General features: G+C 72.6%; 16 protein-coding genes. 4 read left to right on the top strand and 12 right to left on the bottom strand.

Translation table 11 applies throughout. The features are described from left to right. Nucleotides 1-428: 428 nt before the first annotated feature. From QQ657_RS29415 to QQ657_RS29405, 3 genes are all read right to left on the bottom strand, one after another. Complete coding sequence (locus tag QQ657_RS29415; RefSeq protein WP_284745543.1) at nt 429-1,991, bottom strand: DNA polymerase Y family protein; 1,563 nt, start codon at nt 1,989-1,991, stop codon at nt 429-431. Between the two features lie 244 nt (nt 1,992-2,235). Then, complete coding sequence (gene imuA', locus QQ657_RS29410; protein WP_284745497.1) at nt 2,236-2,934, bottom strand: DnaE2-dependent mutagenesis accessory factor ImuA'; 699 nt, start codon at nt 2,932-2,934, stop codon at nt 2,236-2,238. Between the two features lie 153 nt (nt 2,935-3,087). Then, nucleotides 3,088-3,648: an HD domain-containing protein gene (locus QQ657_RS29405; protein ID WP_284745496.1), complete on the bottom strand. Its 561-nt coding sequence runs from the start codon at nt 3,646-3,648 to the stop codon at nt 3,088-3,090. 55 nt (nt 3,649-3,703) lie between these two features. On the opposite strand from QQ657_RS29405, the gene QQ657_RS29400 reads away from it, so the two are divergent. The 3 genes from QQ657_RS29400 (at nt 3,704) to QQ657_RS29390 (ending at nt 5,501) form a co-directional block, all read left to right on the top strand. Further along, a complete protein-coding gene (locus QQ657_RS29400; RefSeq protein ID WP_284745495.1) occupies nt 3,704-4,171 on the top strand; it encodes a GNAT family N-acetyltransferase in 468 nt (155 codons plus the stop codon). 68 nt (nt 4,172-4,239) lie between these two features. Next, nucleotides 4,240-4,989: a hypothetical protein gene (locus QQ657_RS29395; protein ID WP_284745494.1), complete on the top strand. Its 750-nt coding sequence runs from the start codon at nt 4,240-4,242 to the stop codon at nt 4,987-4,989. Then, complete coding sequence (locus QQ657_RS29390) at nt 4,986-5,501, top strand: GNAT family N-acetyltransferase (RefSeq protein ID WP_284745493.1); 516 nt, start codon at nt 4,986-4,988, stop codon at nt 5,499-5,501. Before QQ657_RS29395 ends, QQ657_RS29390 begins: the two co-directional genes overlap by 4 nt. On the opposite strand, the gene QQ657_RS29385 is transcribed toward QQ657_RS29390, so the two are convergent. From QQ657_RS29385 to QQ657_RS29345, 9 genes are all read right to left on the bottom strand, one after another. Beyond that, nucleotides 5,485-6,234 (bottom strand): hypothetical protein, encoded by a 750-nt coding sequence (locus tag QQ657_RS29385; RefSeq protein ID WP_284745492.1) that lies wholly within the window; start codon nt 6,232-6,234, stop codon nt 5,485-5,487. The two genes, QQ657_RS29390 and QQ657_RS29385, sit on opposite strands and share 17 nt — an antisense overlap. 25 nt (nt 6,235-6,259) lie before the next feature. Continuing rightward, a complete protein-coding gene (purH, locus tag QQ657_RS29380) occupies nt 6,260-7,822 on the bottom strand; it encodes a bifunctional phosphoribosylaminoimidazolecarboxamide formyltransferase/IMP cyclohydrolase (protein WP_284745491.1) in 1,563 nt (520 codons plus the stop codon). Then, on the bottom strand, nt 7,812-8,429 hold the full coding sequence (purN, locus tag QQ657_RS29375) for a phosphoribosylglycinamide formyltransferase (protein ID WP_284745490.1): 618 nt from the start codon (nt 8,427-8,429) through the stop codon (nt 7,812-7,814). Before purN ends, purH begins: the two co-directional genes overlap by 11 nt. Nucleotides 8,430-8,506: 77 nt before the next feature. Beyond that, nucleotides 8,507-9,967, bottom strand: a complete 1,461-nt coding sequence (locus QQ657_RS29370; protein WP_284745489.1) for a cell division protein PerM — start codon at nt 9,965-9,967, stop codon at nt 8,507-8,509. 145 nt (nt 9,968-10,112) lie between these two features. Then, the gene (locus QQ657_RS29365; RefSeq protein WP_284745488.1) at nt 10,113-10,892 is read right to left on the bottom strand and encodes a DUF5336 domain-containing protein; all 780 of its coding nucleotides are present in this window, start codon (nt 10,890-10,892) and stop codon (nt 10,113-10,115) included. A 207-nt stretch (nt 10,893-11,099) separates the two neighbouring features. Beyond that, the gene (sucD, locus tag QQ657_RS29360) at nt 11,100-11,990 is read right to left on the bottom strand and encodes a succinate--CoA ligase subunit alpha (protein ID WP_284745487.1); all 891 of its coding nucleotides are present in this window, start codon (nt 11,988-11,990) and stop codon (nt 11,100-11,102) included. A 1-nt stretch (nt 11,991) separates the two neighbouring features. Next, nucleotides 11,992-13,161 (bottom strand): ADP-forming succinate--CoA ligase subunit beta, encoded by a 1,170-nt coding sequence (gene sucC, locus QQ657_RS29355; protein ID WP_284745486.1) that lies wholly within the window; start codon nt 13,159-13,161, stop codon nt 11,992-11,994. A gap of 118 nt (nt 13,162-13,279) precedes the next feature. Then, a complete protein-coding gene (locus QQ657_RS29350; protein WP_284745485.1) occupies nt 13,280-13,609 on the bottom strand; it encodes a hypothetical protein in 330 nt (109 codons plus the stop codon). Further along, a complete protein-coding gene (locus QQ657_RS29345; protein ID WP_284745484.1) occupies nt 13,599-15,371 on the bottom strand; it encodes a hypothetical protein in 1,773 nt (590 codons plus the stop codon). Before QQ657_RS29345 ends, QQ657_RS29350 begins: the two co-directional genes overlap by 11 nt. Before the next feature lie 1,516 nt (nt 15,372-16,887). Between QQ657_RS29345 and QQ657_RS29340 the strand changes: the two genes are divergently transcribed. Further along, on the top strand, nt 16,888-17,568 hold the full coding sequence (locus tag QQ657_RS29340) for a M23 family metallopeptidase (RefSeq protein ID WP_284745483.1): 681 nt from the start codon (nt 16,888-16,890) through the stop codon (nt 17,566-17,568). Nucleotides 17,569-17,644: the final 76 nt, after the last annotated feature.

The following is a 17,644-nucleotide window of genomic DNA, read 5'->3' as shown; positions in this document are numbered from 1 at the left end:
CTGGGGTTCCGCGGGTTCCTCCGGCCCGCGGCTCCGATCGGCTTCACCTGGCACCCGGGACTCAGCGGCTTCCTCTCGCAGCCGCCCCGACGGGTGGTTCCGACGGCTCCGAGCCTCGGCACCGCTCATGCGGCAGCCGTTCTCCTGCGATGCGCGCGGAACCGGGAGCGCGATCACCGGGCACACCCACTCCTCGTCGAGCTCGGGCTGCGCGGCAGGCAGCTGCCCGCGAACCGTCCACCTTCCGTCCGAGTCGGGCTGGGGTGCCGGGAGCTGCTCGCCGGCCACCGAGCCCTCATCGGCAGCCCGTCCCCCCTCAGCCGCCGGGCTCGGTACTTCGCGCAGCCACTCGCGCTCTTCTCGGGGCGTTGCTCCCGGTTCGGCGCGCAGCCAGGCCCGGAGCTTTCGTGCGTAGTCCTCGTCCATGCTCAGTCGTACACTCCCTCGACCGTCCACAGTGGATTTTCCGTGCCCGCGCAGTGCACCAGCACCGCGTCGGGCGGGTCGTCCGGCTCGCCCGCGACCAGCAGTTGCAGCCGCGCCCGTCGCGGGCCCGGTCTTCGGCGGTCGCCCGCCAGCGGCCACGGCCCCGCCCACCCCACGACCTCCCGGGGCGCGCCGCCGGTGATGCTCAGCCCGCGCGGGACCGCCGTGAGCTGCTCGCGCGCCGTGATGCCCACCGGGCGGCCCTCGGCGTCGAAGACCCGGGCCGGCACCGGGCGGTCGAGGACCGTCGCCGGGGACGGTGCCGGCAGCCGCCCCGGCCAGGTCGCGTCCGGCGGCGTCGCCTGCTCGCGTGGGTCGCCCCAGGGCACCAGCCGGACGCGGCCCGCCGGGTCGCGACCGCCGTCGAGCAACGGCGTCACCACGCCTTCCGGCCCGAGCAGCCCCTGGACCCGGACGAACGCGCGCGCCGCGCGTTCGTCGTCCTCGTCGGAACGGCCGTTCTGCCACAGGTCCAGCTGCAGCGACCGGCCTTCGACCGTCTCCTCGGGCTCCAGCCGCAGCCGCACCACACCCGACGTCGGACGCCGGCCTGGCGCCGCGCGCAGCCAGCCTTCGAACTGCCAGCGCACGCGGTCGGCGACCCCGGCGGGCGTCAGCGGTTCCGCGCACCGCCACGCGCGGCCGAGGTGTTCGCCCTCTTCGGTGACCGCGTAGATGCCGAGCCGGGTGCAGGCCAGGCCGTGCCCGGCCAGGTCGGCGCAGAACCGCGTCGCGAGGCCCTTGGCGAGGAACGCGGCGACGTCGACCCGCTCGACGACCGGGTCGAACTCCTCGGTGAGCGTCAGTTCGGGCGGCGGGCGTCGCCGCAGCGGCGGACGTTCGGAGCGGCCCCGCGCCAGCCGGTGAGCGAGGACGCCGGTCGCACCGAAGCGGTTGACGACGTCGCGCTCCGGGAGTTCCGCGAAGGCGCCGAGCGTCCGCAAGCCGAGCCGGCGCAGCAGGTCGACGAGCTCCGCGCGCTCGGCGCCGGGCTGGTCGAGCTCGGTGACGGGCAGCGGCGCGAGGAACTCGGCGACGCGCCCGGGTTCGACGAACTCCCCGCACCGCGCGGCGAGCGTCGCGGCGAAGAGTCCTTCGGCGACGCCGACCTGGCATTCCACGCCCGCCGCGGCGGACACTTCGTCGACGAGCCGCTCGACGAGGGCGTGTTCCCCGCCGAAGTACCCGGCGGCACCGGCGACGGGAACGGCGACGAGCCCCGGCCGCACGACCTCGACCCCGACGACGAGCGCCTCGACAGTTCGAGCGACGGCTTCGAAGAGGCGCGCGTCCCGGCCGTCGTCGGCGGCGAAGACGGCCAGGTCCGGGCAGTTCGACTGCGCCTCCCGCCGCCGCATGCCGCGTCGGACACCGTTCCGCCGGGCAACGGCATTGCTCGCGACAACCCGGTTCGCACTGAAAACGGCGGCGGGCTCGGTAACGGGAACACCCCCGACGGCCGCGGCGGCGACCACGGGCCAGTCCGGGCACCAGAGGACGAGCATCCGGGTGGGGAGATCGGAGGAACGCCGTGGCGCGGGGACGGTCATGCGCCCTCCTCGCGAGGGCCGCGGCTCGCCGAGCCGGTGTGACGGAGCGGTCGACACTCGTGATTGGAGGGACGACACACGTACCCGAAGGGTCGGCCCGCGTACCTCGAGAGTCGGCCCACGTACCTGGAGGGTCGGCTCGCGTGATTGCGTGGACGACACGCCGTGGCCCGGGTGGGGGTCCACTTTGGACGGGAGGTCATGCCGTGGCCTCCGAACGGAGGGCGTGGCCACGTTCGGCGGAGCTCACAGAGCCGGCGGAGCCGGGGAGCGTCAGCGAAGCCGAGGTAGGGCGCGCCGCCGCGCCGCGGCCGTGGACCCTTACCTGCACCCTGCGCTCACGCAGGTGGCCGTAACCGTCCGCGAGACCGGACCAACCCGAAAACCGGCACGACAGCTCGACGTCCGCTGCCGGCCACGCGCCGGACGCCAGCAGGACCGCCCCGCGGTGGCGGGCCCGCGCTGACAACCGCCGCGCCACGGCTGCCTGCACCTTCTCCGCGTTGACCACCACCAGGTCCACGCCGTCGAGCAGCGCCGCGACCACCGCCGGGAGCTCCGCGCCCGGACGTGGGACCAGCGCCACCCGGCCGAGGTCCACGCCGTACTCGGCCGCCGCCGCCAGCCCCAGCGACGGCATGCCGACCACAGCCGCCCACGACCCCGCGGCCGTGGCCTCGGCGAGCAGCGCGAACAGCAGCGATGTCCCCCCGTGGACCGCCACCGTGCTCCCGCGCCGGAGCCCGGCGGCGGGCAGCAGCCCCGCGAGCGCCGGAACGACCGGGAGCACCTTCCCCGCCGCCCGCGCGCGCTCGGCCTGGGCCGCGACCCGGCTCGCCGTGCTGACCCCGGGCAGGGCCGCCAGCCGGGCCACCGGCGGCTCCACCACAGCGGTCACCGCACGCACCTCCCCACCACGGACTAGGCCGGCGGTCGGGCCTCTCCCAAAACACGACCGACGGCACTGGTTCGCCGCGGGGAAGGCGGCGGTTCCACATCGAACACCTGTTCGACGTACACCATAAAACCGCGAACCACCCGAGGTGTCAAGTCACCCGTCAGTGGGGTACGAACCCTGGAACGCCAGCCGCGAATCGGCCTCCGAAGCGATCCGCGAGAGCTCGTCGTCCAGGGCCATGAACGTCTCCCACGCCGGGCCGCCGAGCCAGGAAACGACCCGCTCCTCCAGCTCCGGCACCCGCTTCGCCTTCCACACCTTGTCCGCCAGGCTGACGAGCAGATCCTCGCCGGTGACGTCCGGAGCGGACCAAGAACCGTGCGTCCGCGCGAAGCGCGCCAGATCCTCGGGGATCCCGTGCGACACCAGCAGCGCATACCCGGCGGGCTCGTGCGCCGACCCCGGGCCGGACAGCTCCGCCGGGTGCAGGACCTTCCCGATGTCGTGCGTGGCCGCGCCGAACAGCACCGCGGCGGCGTCGAACGAAGCCCGCCCCGCCGCCCAGCCGGTCAAGGACAGCGCGACGTCGTGCACCACCCGCAGGTGCGCCCCCAGCCGCGGCGGCGCCCCCAGCGTCTCCAGCAGCTCTCGCGCCCGCGAAGGCAGTGGGGCGTATCCGGGGGCGTCCAGCGCGGCACAGAGCAGATCGGTCACCCCGCCAAGGTAATGAAGTTGCCCGCGCCGAGCCCCGATCGCTAGACAGACCCTCGTGGAGCTCACCGAAGTCCGGCCCGAAGACTGCCCGGAACTGCTCGTCCTGCAACGCTGCTGCTGGGTCCAGGAAGCCGTCCTCAACGACACCCTCGACATCCCCGCGCTGCACGAAACCCTCGAAGACGTCCGCGACTGGACGAAGACCTGGTCGGTGTGGGTCCTGCGCGACGGCCACCGGCTGGTCGGCGCCGTCCGCGCCCGGCTCGAAGGCGACTGCTGGGAGCTGGGCCGGCTGATGGTCGCGCCGGATCTCGCCGGCCGCGGGCTCGGCCGCCGGCTGCTCGAGCACGCCGAGACGCACGTCCCCGCCGAGGCACGCCGGTTCGCCCTCTTCACCGGAGCCCGCAGCACCCGCAACATCACGCTCTACCAGCGGGCCGGCTACCGGCTCACCGACGCACCCGAAGCCGGCGGGCACATCAGCGGCGCGGTGTACCTGGAGAAAAACGTCACACAGCGCTAAAAACCCGGTCCACCCGCCTGACGCTGCGGCGTCGGCTAGATTCCCCGGTGGACTTCTGGGGGTGGGCGATGACCAAACGGCCGGTTCTGTGGATCGCCGGAGCGCTGGTCGCCGCGGGTGCGGTGCTGGCCGTCGTGCTCACCGCGGGCGGCGGGGTGCCCGGTGCCAAGGCCGCGGCCCCCGGGCCGACGACGATGGGCGTGGAATGGCGCTCGTTCCGCGCCGACGTCACCGGGATCCGCCCCGGCCCGGAGGAAACCAGCCTGTTCGTGCAGGTCGCCCTGCCCGGCAAGGACCCCGGCTGCGTCCGGGAGCCGCGCATCGAGCAGATCGTGGAGACCAAGACCGACGTTCGCGCCGACGTCGTCTACTCGACCCGGCCCGCGGCGGGCGGCTGCCAGGACAAGGTGCCCTCCGAGCTGCTGCTGGCCACGGCCACCCCGGTCGCCGACCGCACCGTGATCCTCAACGGCGACAACGGCAACGCCTGGCACAAGCTCGGTGCCGGCTGGGGCCACTGCGCGCCCCAGGGCACCTGCGCCCCGCCCGCCGACCACTGCGATCCGGCCTGGATCGGCGCCGCGGTGTCCGCGACGGGCGCCGAGAGCGCGGGCACCACCCGCGTCTGCGACCCGGCCTGGCTGGTCCTCGACCTGCTGGTGCGCCAGACCGACCCGCCCGCCCGCGCGGTCTTCCGCTGGAGCGACGCGGGCTGGACGTCGTTCGCGCAGGTCAAGTCGGCAGGCTGCCCGGAGATCCGGGCGGCCGACCCGAAGTTCCCCGTCGCGCTCTGCAAGACGCTGCCCGCGCCCGCGTGAGCGTCGCGCTGCGGCCCTTCCGCGAGGAGGACCTGCCGGTCCTGGACCGCTTCGCGACCGACCCGGCGGTGCTGGGCACGCACCAGTGGACCGGGTTCACGGACCCGCGGGTGCGCCGCCGCCGCTGGGCCGAGGACGGCTACCTCGGCCCGCACGACACGGCGCTGGCCGTGACGGCGGACGACGTCGTCGCCGGCATGGCGAGCTGGGAAGCGGCCGACCGTGGTGGCCCCGCGGGCGGCTGCTTCGAGATCGGCCTGACGCTGCTGCCGGAACACCGCGGCCAGGGCGCCGGCCTGGCCGCGCACCGGCTGCTCGTCGCGCATCTCTTCGCGGTCACCCGTGCCCATCGGCTCGAGGCGTTCACCGACGGCGGCAATGTCGCCGAGCAGAAGACGCTGGAGCGGGCCGGGTTCCACCGCGAAGGCGTGATGCGCGAGGTCACCTGGCGCGACGGCGGTTGGCGCGACGAAGTGATCTACGCGCTGTTCCGCCCTAGCGCAGCTTCTTGACGATCTCGCTGCCGACCGCCTTCACCGCGTCGTCGGTGTCCTGCTGCGGCATCGGCGAGTTCGAAAAGAACCCCTTGTCCCAGCCGGACACCTCGACGATGACGACCGTCGTGCCCTTCAGGACGTGCAGTTCGGAACCGCTGAAGGCGCTCTTCGTGACCAGCCGGACCAGCACCGCCTTGTCGCCGACGCCCTTCACGTCGGTCGGCGGGACCGCCGGGTCGATCGGCTCGTACAGGTGGTTCGCCGAGTCCCGCGCGTTCTCCCCGGAGTACCCGGTGATCCGGACGCTCAGGGTGGCGTCGCGGACGTTCTCGTCCGGCCCGGGCTTCCAGCTGCAGTTGACCTGCTTCAGCCCCGGCACGTTCGCGGTGCCCGGGCCGCCCAGCGCGAAGCTCGGGAAGCCCGCCTTCTCCAGCGCCTGGGCCGGGACCTGGCACTCGGCGGGCACCGGCGACGACGACGGTGCCGCGCCGGTGCTCGCGAAGTAGTCGCTCGCGAAGATGCCGAGCGGGATGCCCGCGCCCAGCAGCACCACCACCGCGCCGACGATCCCGAGGATCAGCCCGGTCCGCTTCTTCTTCGGCGGCGGCATCGGCGCGCCGTAACCGGGATACCCCTGCTGCGGATATCCGGGCGGCGGGTAGCCGGGCTGCTGCGGGGGATACGGCCCCTGCTGCCCATAGCCCGGCTGCCCCGGCTGACCCGGTCCGTACGGCGGTGGTTGCTGCATCGAGCCCTCCCTCTCGAAGCGCGGGTCAGTGCGCGAAGTGGCGCGTCCCCGTCAGGTACATCGTGACCCCCGCCTTCTCCGCGGCCGCGATGACCTCGGGGTCGCGGACCGAGCCACCGGGCTGCACGACCGCCCGCACACCCGCCTCGACCAGCACTTCCAGGCCGTCCGGGAACGGGAAGAACGCGTCGGACGCGCCCACCGAACCCTTGGCCCGGTCGCCCGCCCGCGACACCGCGAGCCGCGACGAGTCGACGCGGTTGACCTGGCCCATGCCGACGCCGACGGTCGCGCCGTCCGCGGCGAGCAGGATCGCGTTCGACTTGACCGAGCGCAGCGAGCGCCACGCGAACTCGAGGTCACGCAGGGTCTGCTCGTCCGCCGGGGTGCCGGTGGCCAGCGTCCACGACGCCGGGTCGTCGCCGGGAGCGTCGATCGCGTCGACGGTCTGCACCAGCACGCCGCCGGAGATCTGGCGGAACTCGATCGGGGCCGGGTGCGCGATCTCCGGCAGCTTGAGCAGCCGGATGTTCTTCTTGCGCTGCAGGATCTCCAGCGCTTCGGCGTCGAAGTCCGGCGCCAGCACGACCTCGGTGAACACCTCGGCGATCTGCTCGGCCGCCTCGCGGCTGACCGGGCGGTTCGTCGCGATGACGCCGCCGTAGGCCGAAACCGGGTCGCACGCGTGGGCCTTGCGGTGCGCCTCGGCGATGTCGGTGCCGACCGCGATGCCGCACGGGTTGGCGTGCTTGATGATCGCGACGGCGGGCTCGGCGAAGTCGAACGCGGCGCGGCGGGCGGCGTCGGTGTCGACGTAGTTGTTGTAGGACATGGCCTTGCCGTGCAGCTGCTCGGCGTGCGCCAGGCCGGCCCGGTGTCCCTGGTACAGCGCGGCCTTCTGGTGCGGGTTCTCGCCGTAGCGCAGCACCTCACCGCGTTCCCAGCTGATGCCGGAGAACTCGGGGAAGCCGGAGTCGTCCGCGGGCGCGTAGACGTTGGAGAACCACGAAGCGACGGCGATGTCGTAGGACGCCGTGTGCGCGTACGCCTGCGCGGCGAGGCGCTTGCGGTCGGCGAGGTCGAAGCCGCCGTCGGCGACGCGCTCCAGGACCCAGCCGTAACGGGCCGGGTCGACGACGACCGCGACGCTGCCGTGGTTCTTCGCCGCGCCGCGGACCATGGCCGGGCCGCCGATGTCGATGTTCTCGACGCAGTCCTCGGGGCTCGCGCCGGACGCGACGGTCTGCGTGAACGGGTACAGGTTCACGACCAGCAGGTCGAACGCCGCGATGTCCAGCTTGCGCAGCTGCTCGACGTGGTCGGGGTTGCCCTGGTCGGCGAGCAGCCCGGCGTGCACGCGCGGGTGCAGCGTCTTGACGCGGCCGTCGAGCGACTCGGGGAAGCCGGTGACGTCTTCGACCGGCGTGACCGGGACACCCGCGTCGGCGATGACCTTCGCCGTGCCGCCCGTGGAGACGATCTCGACGCCGGCCGCGTGCAGGCCGGTCGCGAGGTCCAGCAGGCCCGCCTTGTCCGAGACGCCGATCAGCGCCCGGCGGACCGGGCGCCGTCCCAGGTCAGTGCTCACGAAATGTCACCTTTCGTCCGTCCACGGTGCAGCCACCGCGGCCGAGTCGCTCGATCGTTTCCACCAGCAGCCTGCGCTCGACGGCCTTGATCCGTTCGTGCAGGACGTTCTCGTCGTCGTCGCTTTCCACGACGACCGCCTCCTGGGCGATGATCGGCCCGGTGTCGACCCCGGCGTCCGCGAAGTGCACGGTCGAACCGGTGACCTTGACGCCGGCTTCGAGCGCGTCGCGCACCGCGTGCATCCCCGGGAACGACGGGAGCAGCGCCGGGTGCGTGTTGACCACCGTGAAGCGGCCGAGGAACTGCTCGCCGAGGATCTTCATGAACCCGGCGGACACGACTAGGTCGGGCTCGTACGCCGCGACGGCCTCGGTCAGCGCCTTGTCCCAGGCGGCGCGGTCGGGGTGGTCGGCGACGCGGACCGTGAACGACGGGACGCTCACGCGTTCGGCGCGGGTGAGGGCCTCGATGCCGGTGCGGTCGGCGCCGACGGCCACGACCTTCGCCGGGAAGCCGGACCGCTCGGTGGCGTCCAGCACCGCCTGCAGGAGGGTGCCGGAGCCCGACGCGAGCACGACGAGCTTCACCGGAGTGGGCAGGTCCAACCGTTGAGACAGAGCGGGCTCCTTGCCGCGGGCGGTGCGCAGCCGGGCGCACGGCGCTTCACCAGGTCACGTCAACCCTAACGGTCGGTCTCGGCCGCCTCGACGTCGCCGCAGGTCTCGGTGCCTCCGGTCACAGCCTCGTCGTCCTCGGGGACGTCGTCGGCCGGTTCTTCGAGGCCGAGTTCGGCGTCGGCTTCGGCTTCGAACTCCGCATCCTCGTCGGGTTCTGCTTCGGGCTCTTCGGTTTCTTCGTCCTCTTCGGACGCTTCGAGTTCTTCGACGGCCTCGGCTGCTTCGTCGACGTCGACCTCTTCGGCGTCCTCGAACGCTTCGTTGTCTTCGAGCGCTTCGGGCGGCGCCGGCGGCTCGTGCTCGCCCGTGAAGAACGCCGTGAACGAGCCCGGGATGACGATCCAGCAGAACGCGACGACCGACGCGACGCCGACCGGCACGCTCACCGGGTCGAACGGGCCGTCGCCGAGCCGCCCGCCGGACAGCGTGCCCAGCAGGACGCAGCCGAGGGCGACGACCGCACCGGCCACCGCGACCGCGCGGATGCGCTGCGCCGGGTCCGCGTCCACCTTGCGCAGCGACCAGCCGACGAGCACACCGGCCGCCGCGGGCAGCACCAGCAGCGCCGGCCACCACGCCGCGTGGTGCTCGGGCAGGCCGCCCAGCAGCGGGACGCCGGGGACGGCGCCGCCGCGGTAGCCGAACATCCCGACGTTCAGGTCGCCGATCGAGAAGCCGGGCCCGGTGACGAACGACAGCACGGCCGTCACGGCGTTCGGCAGGTACAGCACCGACAGCAGGAACATCCCGAAGCTGCTGCCGAGCGCGGGCTCGTACATGTCGGCGACCGTCCGCCACGACAGCGCGGTCGCGAGGGTGAAGACGGCGGCACCGCAGGCCACCAGCACCGCGAGGCCCAGCGCGCCGGCCCGCAGCCCGCGCAGGGCGAGGGGGTCGAGGCGCTCGGCGACGACGTCCGGCAGCCCGCAGCACCGGATGATGCCCACCGCCGCGGCCGCCGCCGCGAGCAGCCCGGGCACGGCGAAAGCGACCAGCGGGTTCGCCGTCACCGACGAACCCTGCGCGCACAGCGCGATGACGAGCCCGAACAACGCGTGCGCGCCGGTGATCGCGGCGAACACCGGCAGCGCCTCGCGGGGTGACCGGCAGCCGAGGCGCACGGCGGCGCCGGACGCCGTCCGCGCGGCCAGTGCGAGCGCGCCCAGCGTCGGCAGCAGCGGCAGCACGCCGAGCGGGTGGACGCCGAGGTCGAGCCGGACCTGGTGCGCGGCGAGCCAGCCGGGCCCGGCGGCCAGCAGCACGCCGGTGCCGGAGAAAACGGTGCGCGGGGCGGTGAGCGCCACCAGCGTCAGCACGGTCGCGACGGCGGCGTAGCCGGTGACCAGCGGGCCGAGGGCGGCGGCGAGCAACACCCGCACCCGCGCCGCCCGGGAAAGTACGACGTCGGGTTCGAGGTCGCCCACCGGCTCCTCGCGGGAGTCGGTGAGCAGGTCCATGATCCGCACCCTGACATCCTCGCTGGTCCGACCGGGTGAGCCACGCCGCCGCCGGCCGGCGTGGGGAAGCTAACCCACCCGGTCGAGTAACCCCCGAAGTGCAAAACACCCGCTGTGACACACAACGTCACAGCGGGTGTTTCGGACGGCTACGTCAGCTCGACTTGCCGAAGCCACCGGGCGGCGTGCCCGGGTTGTCCGACGGCGGCTGCTGGAAGAACGAGCCCTGCTGCGGCGCGTACGTCGTGGCCTGCTGCCCCGGCGGCGGCGTGGTCGACGGCGGGTTCGGCGAGCCGTACTGGCCCTGCGAGAACGGCGCCGACGGCTCCCCGGCCTGGGCGACCGGACCCGGGCCGTGGCCCGGCTGCTGCTGGCCGTACTGCTGCCCGGGCTGGCCGTACTGCTGCTGCTGGCCCGGCTGGCCGTACTGGCCGCCGTAGGACGGCGCGGCGGGCTTCGGCGCCGGCGGCTTGATGACGTCGTACTCGAGCAGCAGCGCACCGACCGCGGCGACCATCTGCAGGATCCCCAGGATCAGGATGACGGTGACGATGCCGGGCGACGTCTGCATCCCGACCAGCGCGTCCAGGATGTAGAGCGCGCCGAGGACGCTGAACAGCGCCGCGAAGGGCAGCGTCTTCGGCCCCTTCGGCAGCGCGTGCATCCCGGCGAGCAGGCCACCGCCCAGCAGGAACACACCACCGAGGCCGACGTCGCCGGCGTCGGAGAAGCCGAGGAAGTACTGGACGAGACCGAACAGCGCGACGCCGAGGGCGAGCAGCAGCGGCAGGTTCTGCGTCAGGTTCGCGGCGCCCGAGGACGCCTGGTGCGAGTGCGGCGGCTGCTGCGCCGGGAAGCCACTGGACGGCGGTCCGGGGGGCTGCTGGCCGCCACCCTGCTGGGGGTAGCCAGGCCCACCGCTGGGGAAGGTCATCGGGATGCACTCCTGTCGGTTCGACCGGCACTCCGGGGCACGAGGGCGCCCGGGAAAGACGAGGCGGCTTGTGTGCGCAGAACGCTAGCGCACTCGCAGGCCACCAGCCCATCAGACGCGTGAATACCTCGGGAGGTTTCGTCCTGAAACGCGGAAAGGCCGGGCACCCAGCGGATGCCCGGCCTCACCAGGAGTTATCCCTCGGAATCAGCCGAGGTTGTTGTACAGCTCACGCGCGAGGACGGCGGTCTCGCTCGGGGTCTTGCCGACCTTGACGCCGGCGGCCTCGAGGGCCTCCTTCTTCGCGGCGGCCGTGCCGGAGGAGCCCGACACGATGGCGCCCGCGTGGCCCATGGTCTTGCCCTCGGGCGCGGTGAAGCCCGCGACGTAACCGACGACCGGCTTCGTCACGTGCTCCTTGATGTAGGCCGCGGCGCGCTCTTCGGCGTCGCCACCGATCTCGCCGATCATCACGATGACCTTGGTCTCGGGGTCCGCCTCGAACGCCTCGAGGGCGTCGATGTGCGTGGTGCCGATGATGGGGTCACCGCCGATGCCGACCGCGGTGGAGAAGCCGATGTCCCGCAGCTCGTACATCATCTGGTAGGTCAGCGTGCCGGACTTCGACACGAGGCCGATCTGGCCCGGGCCGGAGATGTCGGCCGGGATGATGCCGGCGTTCGACTTGCCGGGGCTGATCACGCCCGGGCAGTTCGGCCCGATGATCCGGGTCGTGCCGCCCTTCGCGACCGCGTGCGCCCAGAAGTAGGCCGAGTCGTGCACCGGGATGCCCTCGGTGATGACGACGGCCAGCGGGATCTCGGCGTCGATCGCCTCGACGACCGCGTCCTTCGCGAACTTCGGCGGCACGAAGATGACCGACACGTCGGCGCCGGTCTCCTTGATGGCCTCTTCGACCGTGCCGAAGACCTTGAGGTCCTTGCCCTCGATGGTGACGGTCTGGCCGGCCTTGCGGGCGTTGACGCCACCCACGATGTTCGTGCCGGACTTCAGCATCTTGGTCGCGTGCTTCATGCCCTCGGAGCCGGTGAGCCCCTGCACGATGACCTTGCTGTTCTCGTTCAGGAAGATCGACATCTCACGCACCTGCCGCGGCGAGCTCGGCAGCCTTGTCGGCCGCGTTGTCCATTGTGTCCACCACGGTGACCAGCGGGTGGTTCGCGTCGGCCAGGATCTTGCGACCCTCCACGACGTTGTTGCCGTCCAGCCGGACGACCAGCGGCTTGCTGGCCTCGTCGCCCAGGATCTTCAGGGCCTCGACGATGCCGGTCGCCACCGCGTCGCAGGCGGTGATGCCGCCGAAGACGTTGACGAAGACGCTCTTCACATCGGTGTCGTTGAGGATGACGTCCAGCCCGGCCGCCATGACCTCGGCCGACGCGCCGCCGCCGATGTCGAGGAAGTTCGCCGGCTTCACGCCGCCGTGCTTCTCGCCCGCGTACGCCACGACGTCCAAAGTGGACATGACGAGGCCCGCGCCGTTGCCGATGATGCCGACCTGGCCGTCGAGCTTGACGTAGTTGAGGTTCTTGGCCTTGGCCTTCGCCTCGAGCGGGTTCTCCGCGTCCTTGTCCACCAGGGCCTCGTGGCCCGGCTGGCGGAAGTCCGCGTTCTCGTCGAGGGTGACCTTGCCGTCGAGGGCGATGATCTTGTCCTGCGGGTCGCGGACCAGCGGGTTGACCTCGACCAGCGTGGCGTCCTCGGAGACGAAGGTCTCCCAGAGCTTCACGACGACGTCGGCGGCCTCGTCGATGATGTCGGCCGGGAAGTTGCCGGCCTTCAGGATCTCAAGCGCCTTCGCCTTGTCGACACCGGTGATCGAGTCGACCGGGATCTTGGCGAGCGCCTCGGGGCGCTCGACGGCGAGCTGCTCGATCTCCATGCCGCCCTCGGAGGACGCCATCGCCAGGAAGGTCCGGTTGGACCGGTCCAGCAGGAAGGAGAAGTAGTACTCGGACGAGATGTCCGAGGCTTCGGCCACCAGCACGCGACGCGTGATGTGGCCCTTGATGTCGAGGCCGAGGATGGCTTCCGCCTTCTCCTTCGCCTCGTCGGGGGTCTGGGCCAGCTTGACGCCGCCCGCCTTCCCGCGGCCGCCGACCTTCACCTGCGCCTTGACGACGACCTGGTTACCGATCTGCTCCGCGGCGGCCTTGGCTTCTTCGGGGGTGCTAGCCACCGAGCCCGGCAGAACCGGTACTCCGTGGGCGGCGAAGAGATCCCTCGCCTGGTACTCGTAGAGGTCCACTACTCCAGTCTCCTGACGACACGCCACTGCAGGTGGTCCGCGACCGGACCGCGCTGTCGGACCAGTCGAGGTTAGCGACCTGCGTAGACGCAGGGGACTCCGCACCTGGTGAAGTCGGTCACCGTACGCGGTCAGGCGGTGTTCCCGCGGTGTGAGACCGCCCACCGGGGAACAGTTCCACGGCTTCTTCCGGGGATTTCCCGGCGACCGGGACCACGCGGACGGGGTCGAGCGCCTGTTCGAGATCCGGCGGCGGCCGCTCGCCGAGCACGGCGACGACGTCCGGGTCCTCCTGCTCGGCGGTCCGGAGGATCTGCTCGGCGGTGTCCAGCCGGCCGGCGTGGACGACCTCCATGCCTTCGTCGCGCAGCACGCGGCCCAGCGCGACGGCGGCCGGGTCGGGGCGGGTGAACTCGACGACGAGCACCCGCGTCCGCTCACGGCTCACCGCGGCTCCCGGCAGCCGACATACCGGCCGCGACGAGCAGCGCGGCCACGGCGGCGAGGGCGAGCCAGAAGCCGGTCGACGGGCTCGCGTCGCCGAGGGAGCTGCCGACGAGCGGCAGCTCCGCGGCGTGCAGCGCGGTCAACAGGGCGGCACCGGTCAGCAGGACCGCCGCGGGTTTGGGCCGCGACCGCAACGCGAGCGCGGCCGCGCCGACGATGACCACGACAGCGGTCAGCAGTCCCCACGAAGGCGTGTCGAAGTTCGACCAGAGCCCGGGCGCGACGTAGCCGGGCACGCTGAAGACGGGCAGCCCGAACGCGGCGACGGCCAGCACCCCGCCGGCGACGACGGGGGTGAGCAGGCCGGTGCCCGCCTCGGTGCCTTGGTCGGCGTCCTCGCGTTCGACGACCCCGGTCCCGGCGGCGGCGAGCGCGACCAGGGCGGCGAGCACGAGCGCGGCGAACGTCCAGGCCGCGCCGGCGCCGAGGTCGTAGGTGAAGACGGGGGTGGCGCCGGAGGTGCCGCCGAGGTCCGCGCCCCCGAAGCCGGCGAGGTTGCCGGCCTGGGTGGCGGTCAGGGCGGTGTTGAGGACGGCGGTGCCGGCCAGGACGATCCCCGCCCAGGCGAGCCCGAGCACGGGCCGGGCCGTCGCGGCGGTTTTCGGCAGGAGCGTCCCGAGCGCGGGGACGGCGACGACGAGCGCGGCGACGAGCAGGAACCACCGGGCAGGGCTTTCGGCGGCGGCGCTGACCGGGGCGGCGGCACCGGGGTTGAGCGCGGTGACGGCGACCTGCGGCGCGAAGCTGCCGACCAAGGCGGCTGCCGCGGTGGCGAGGCCGAGCAGCCCGGTCGTCAGGCGCCACCAGAAGATGCCGGGGACCTTGACGTCACGTTCGGTTTCTTTCGGCGTTTCGCTGAGGCGGGTGAAGGCGAGGCCGGCGATGACGGCGGTCGCCGCGAGCACCAGGAGGGGGCCCCAGGTGACGTGGAGGTCGTCGCGGAGGAGCCCCGCCAGCACGGGCGGAGCGGCGACCCCGAAGGCGGCGGCGGTGAGGCCGAGCAGGGTGCCTTTCGCGGTGCTTTCGGACGGAGAGGCGAGCGCGAGGACGGCGGCCAGCGGCAGCGCGGCGGCGAGCAGGAGGTAGCCGCCGAGGGCGGGCCAGGGCCCTTCGAAGGCGGCGCGGGCGAGGAGGAAGCCGTTGTCCGAGCCGACGGGGGCGGTGAGCAGCCCGACGGAGGCGGTCACGGCGAGCAGCGGGACAAGCAGGCGCCAGCGTCGCCGTTCGGGTTCTTCGTAGGTTCGCCCGGCCCGCCAGGCGGCAATCCCGGCGGCCCCGGTGAGCAGGTCCCCGGCAACGAGCAGCCAGAACCCGGCACCGACGGCCGAGCCGCCGACGAAGCGGTCGGGGAGGTAGAGCTCCGGCCGGATGGTGAGGGGGCCGTTGACGGCGAACTGCAGGTCGAGCACGAGCCGGCCGGGGGCGAGGGCGGCGAGGCCGAGGAGGAGGCCTTTGGCGAGGTTGGGTTTTCGAGCGGCGGCGGTCCAGATGGCGGCGATGGCGGGGGTGAGTGCGAGGACGGCGAGCCACGGCCAGCTGGTGAACCCGGGTTCGGCGGCTGGGGAGATCGGGGTGAGCGCGGCGGCGGTGAGGGCGACCGCGCCTAGGGCGGCGAGTGCCAGGGCGATGGTGAGGGGGCGGGAGGGCGTGGTGTCCTCGGCCCAGGTGGGGATGGGGTCGGTGGGCTCGGGGCGGGTTTTCACCGAGGTTGGGGATGTGGGGCGGGCGGTTGCCGATGGGACTGGTCCGGCCTTCGCGGCTTCGGACCGAGTGCTCGCCGCACGAGTTCTCACAGGTCTGGCCTCGGCCTTTGCCGCGCGGGTGGGCCCGGCCTTCGCCGCCTCGGTTGGGGGCTGGCTGGCCGCAGCTTCCGCCGATTCGGTGGTTTCGGCGGGCGCTTGCCGGGAAGTCTGTGCGCGAGGGGGCTTCCGCTTGCCGGTGGGAAGGGTGGCCGCGGGGTCCTGCGGGGAGGCCGGGGAGCCGGGGGTGCTCCCGGTCGGAGGCTCTGAGCGTGGGGGCATTGCCCGCGACGCTAGCAAGCTCGGCGGGCGCGGGAGGCCCCAGCGGGGCACGAGTCGGCGAGCGGCGCGGCTTGATCCAGCAACGCGAGCCGGCGAGGGGCGCAGGCTTACCCGCTGGCGCGGATCGCCAACGGCGCGAGTGGGCGAGCGATACGCGCTGTCGAGTGGCGCGAGCTGTCCAGCAGTGCGGACTGGCGAGCGGCGCGGCTTCTCCAGCAGCGCAAGTCTCCAGCAACGCAAGTCGGCAGGGGCGCAGCTTGTCCGGCGATGCGAACCATCGGGCGGCGCGGGTAGATCTAGCAGCGCCGGCCGCCCAGAGACGCGGATGGTTGAGCAGTGCGGGGTTGTCCAGCAGCGCGAGTCAGCGAGGACGCACCTTGTCCGGCGGCGTGAGTCGGCGAGGAGCGCAGCTTGATCTAGCAGCGCGGGTTGGCGAGCGGCGCGTTTGGTGAGCGTCCGGCGTGGGCCGATCTTGCGGGCCGGGCACGCGCTGATGAGCGGGGCGGACGCGTCGCTTCGTCACGCGTAACCCTCGGATCCGCGCGCGCAACCCCGAGAAGTCGGGCAAACCCGGCGGCTTGGGGCTGGAACTCGGTGCGAGTCGGTGAGCGGTTCGCGGGCGTCGATGAACGGTCGACTCTTGCTCTCGGCCGAGCCTTCGTCAGGCGGCCGCCTGAAGCCCCTGCGCCCGCCGTCGGCTGTTGTGAGGCGTCGGAGATGTTTGAACATCCCCTGGCAAACGCTTATTCCGGACCCTTGGGCAGCCAACCCCGCCCGTCGGTCCATAACCGCCCGCAAGAGCTGTAAGGCAAGTCACAACCAATGCAGTAAACCCTCTCTAACTTTGCGTAATCTCCACAGGTGGACGCAAGATCCACACCACCCGATCGGCCGCCCGGCGGGGCAGATCTTGCTTACAGCGGTGCCCCTTCGTTACTGTCCCCCGGTCCCCATTACAGTCAGGTCACGAAGTAGGACGACGAGCGAACCACCCCCGAGGTTGGCTCACCGGGTTCCCCCGCCCGCAGTCCTCCGACCCGGCTCCCCGACGATGGAAGGCCCTGTCTTGGCTTCACACCGCTCCCCCGGCGGCCAAGCTCCTTCCCCGGCACTGAAGGACGCACTCGAAGGTGCAGTCGTTCGTGTCCGGGGTGCGCACCGCATCGCCCCGCCCTCCTCGGCCCTTCGTGGCCGGGTCGTGGTCGCCGCGGTCGCTGCCGGTGCGTTCGCTGCCGCCGCTGCGGGCTCGACCCTCAAGACAGTCACCGACTCCGACGCCGCCTACACCCCGCTGGCCAACAGCCACGACGCCAGCGCGTCGCTCACCGCGGGAGGTGCGGGCATCGGGGGCGCCCCGGAGCTCCTGCCGACCGGCCACACCGTCGACGCCTCCGCCGAGGCCGCGAAGCTTTCCGACAGCGCTTCCATCACGCAGGCCCGTGAGCAGCGTGAAGCCGACGCCGCCAAGAAGGCCGCCGAAGAAGCCGCTCGCCCCAAGACCTGCCTGCCGGCCCACGGCACCTTCACCTCGGGCTTCGGTGCCCGGTGGGGCACGAGCCACCTCGGCATCGACATCGCCAACTCGATCGGCACCCCGATCTACGCCGCCTCCGACGGCAAAGTGATCGAGGCCGGCCCGGCCAGCGGCTTCGGCCTGTGGGTGCGGGTCCAGCTCGACGACGGCACGATCCAGGTCTACGGCCACATGAACAGCTTCTCCGTCAAGGAAGGCCAGACGGTCAAGTGCGGTCAGCAGATCGCCGAGATCGGCAACCGCGGCCAGAGCACCGGCCCGCACCTGCACTTCGAGGTGTGGCAGAACGGCACCAAGAAGATCGACCCCCGGCCCTGGCTGGCCGCGCGCGGCATCGTCCTCTGATCCGTTCGTTCCACACCGGTGCTCCACGAGCACCGGGAAACCCGGCTGTAGAGCCATGATCCGCCGCTGAGGGCCG

This window comes from Amycolatopsis ponsaeliensis (assembly GCF_030182635.1).
In the GTDB taxonomy this organism is placed as follows: Bacteria; Actinomycetota; Actinomycetes; order Mycobacteriales; family Pseudonocardiaceae; genus Amycolatopsis; species Amycolatopsis ponsaeliensis.
This window is presented reverse-complemented; position numbering and strand designations above follow the sequence as displayed.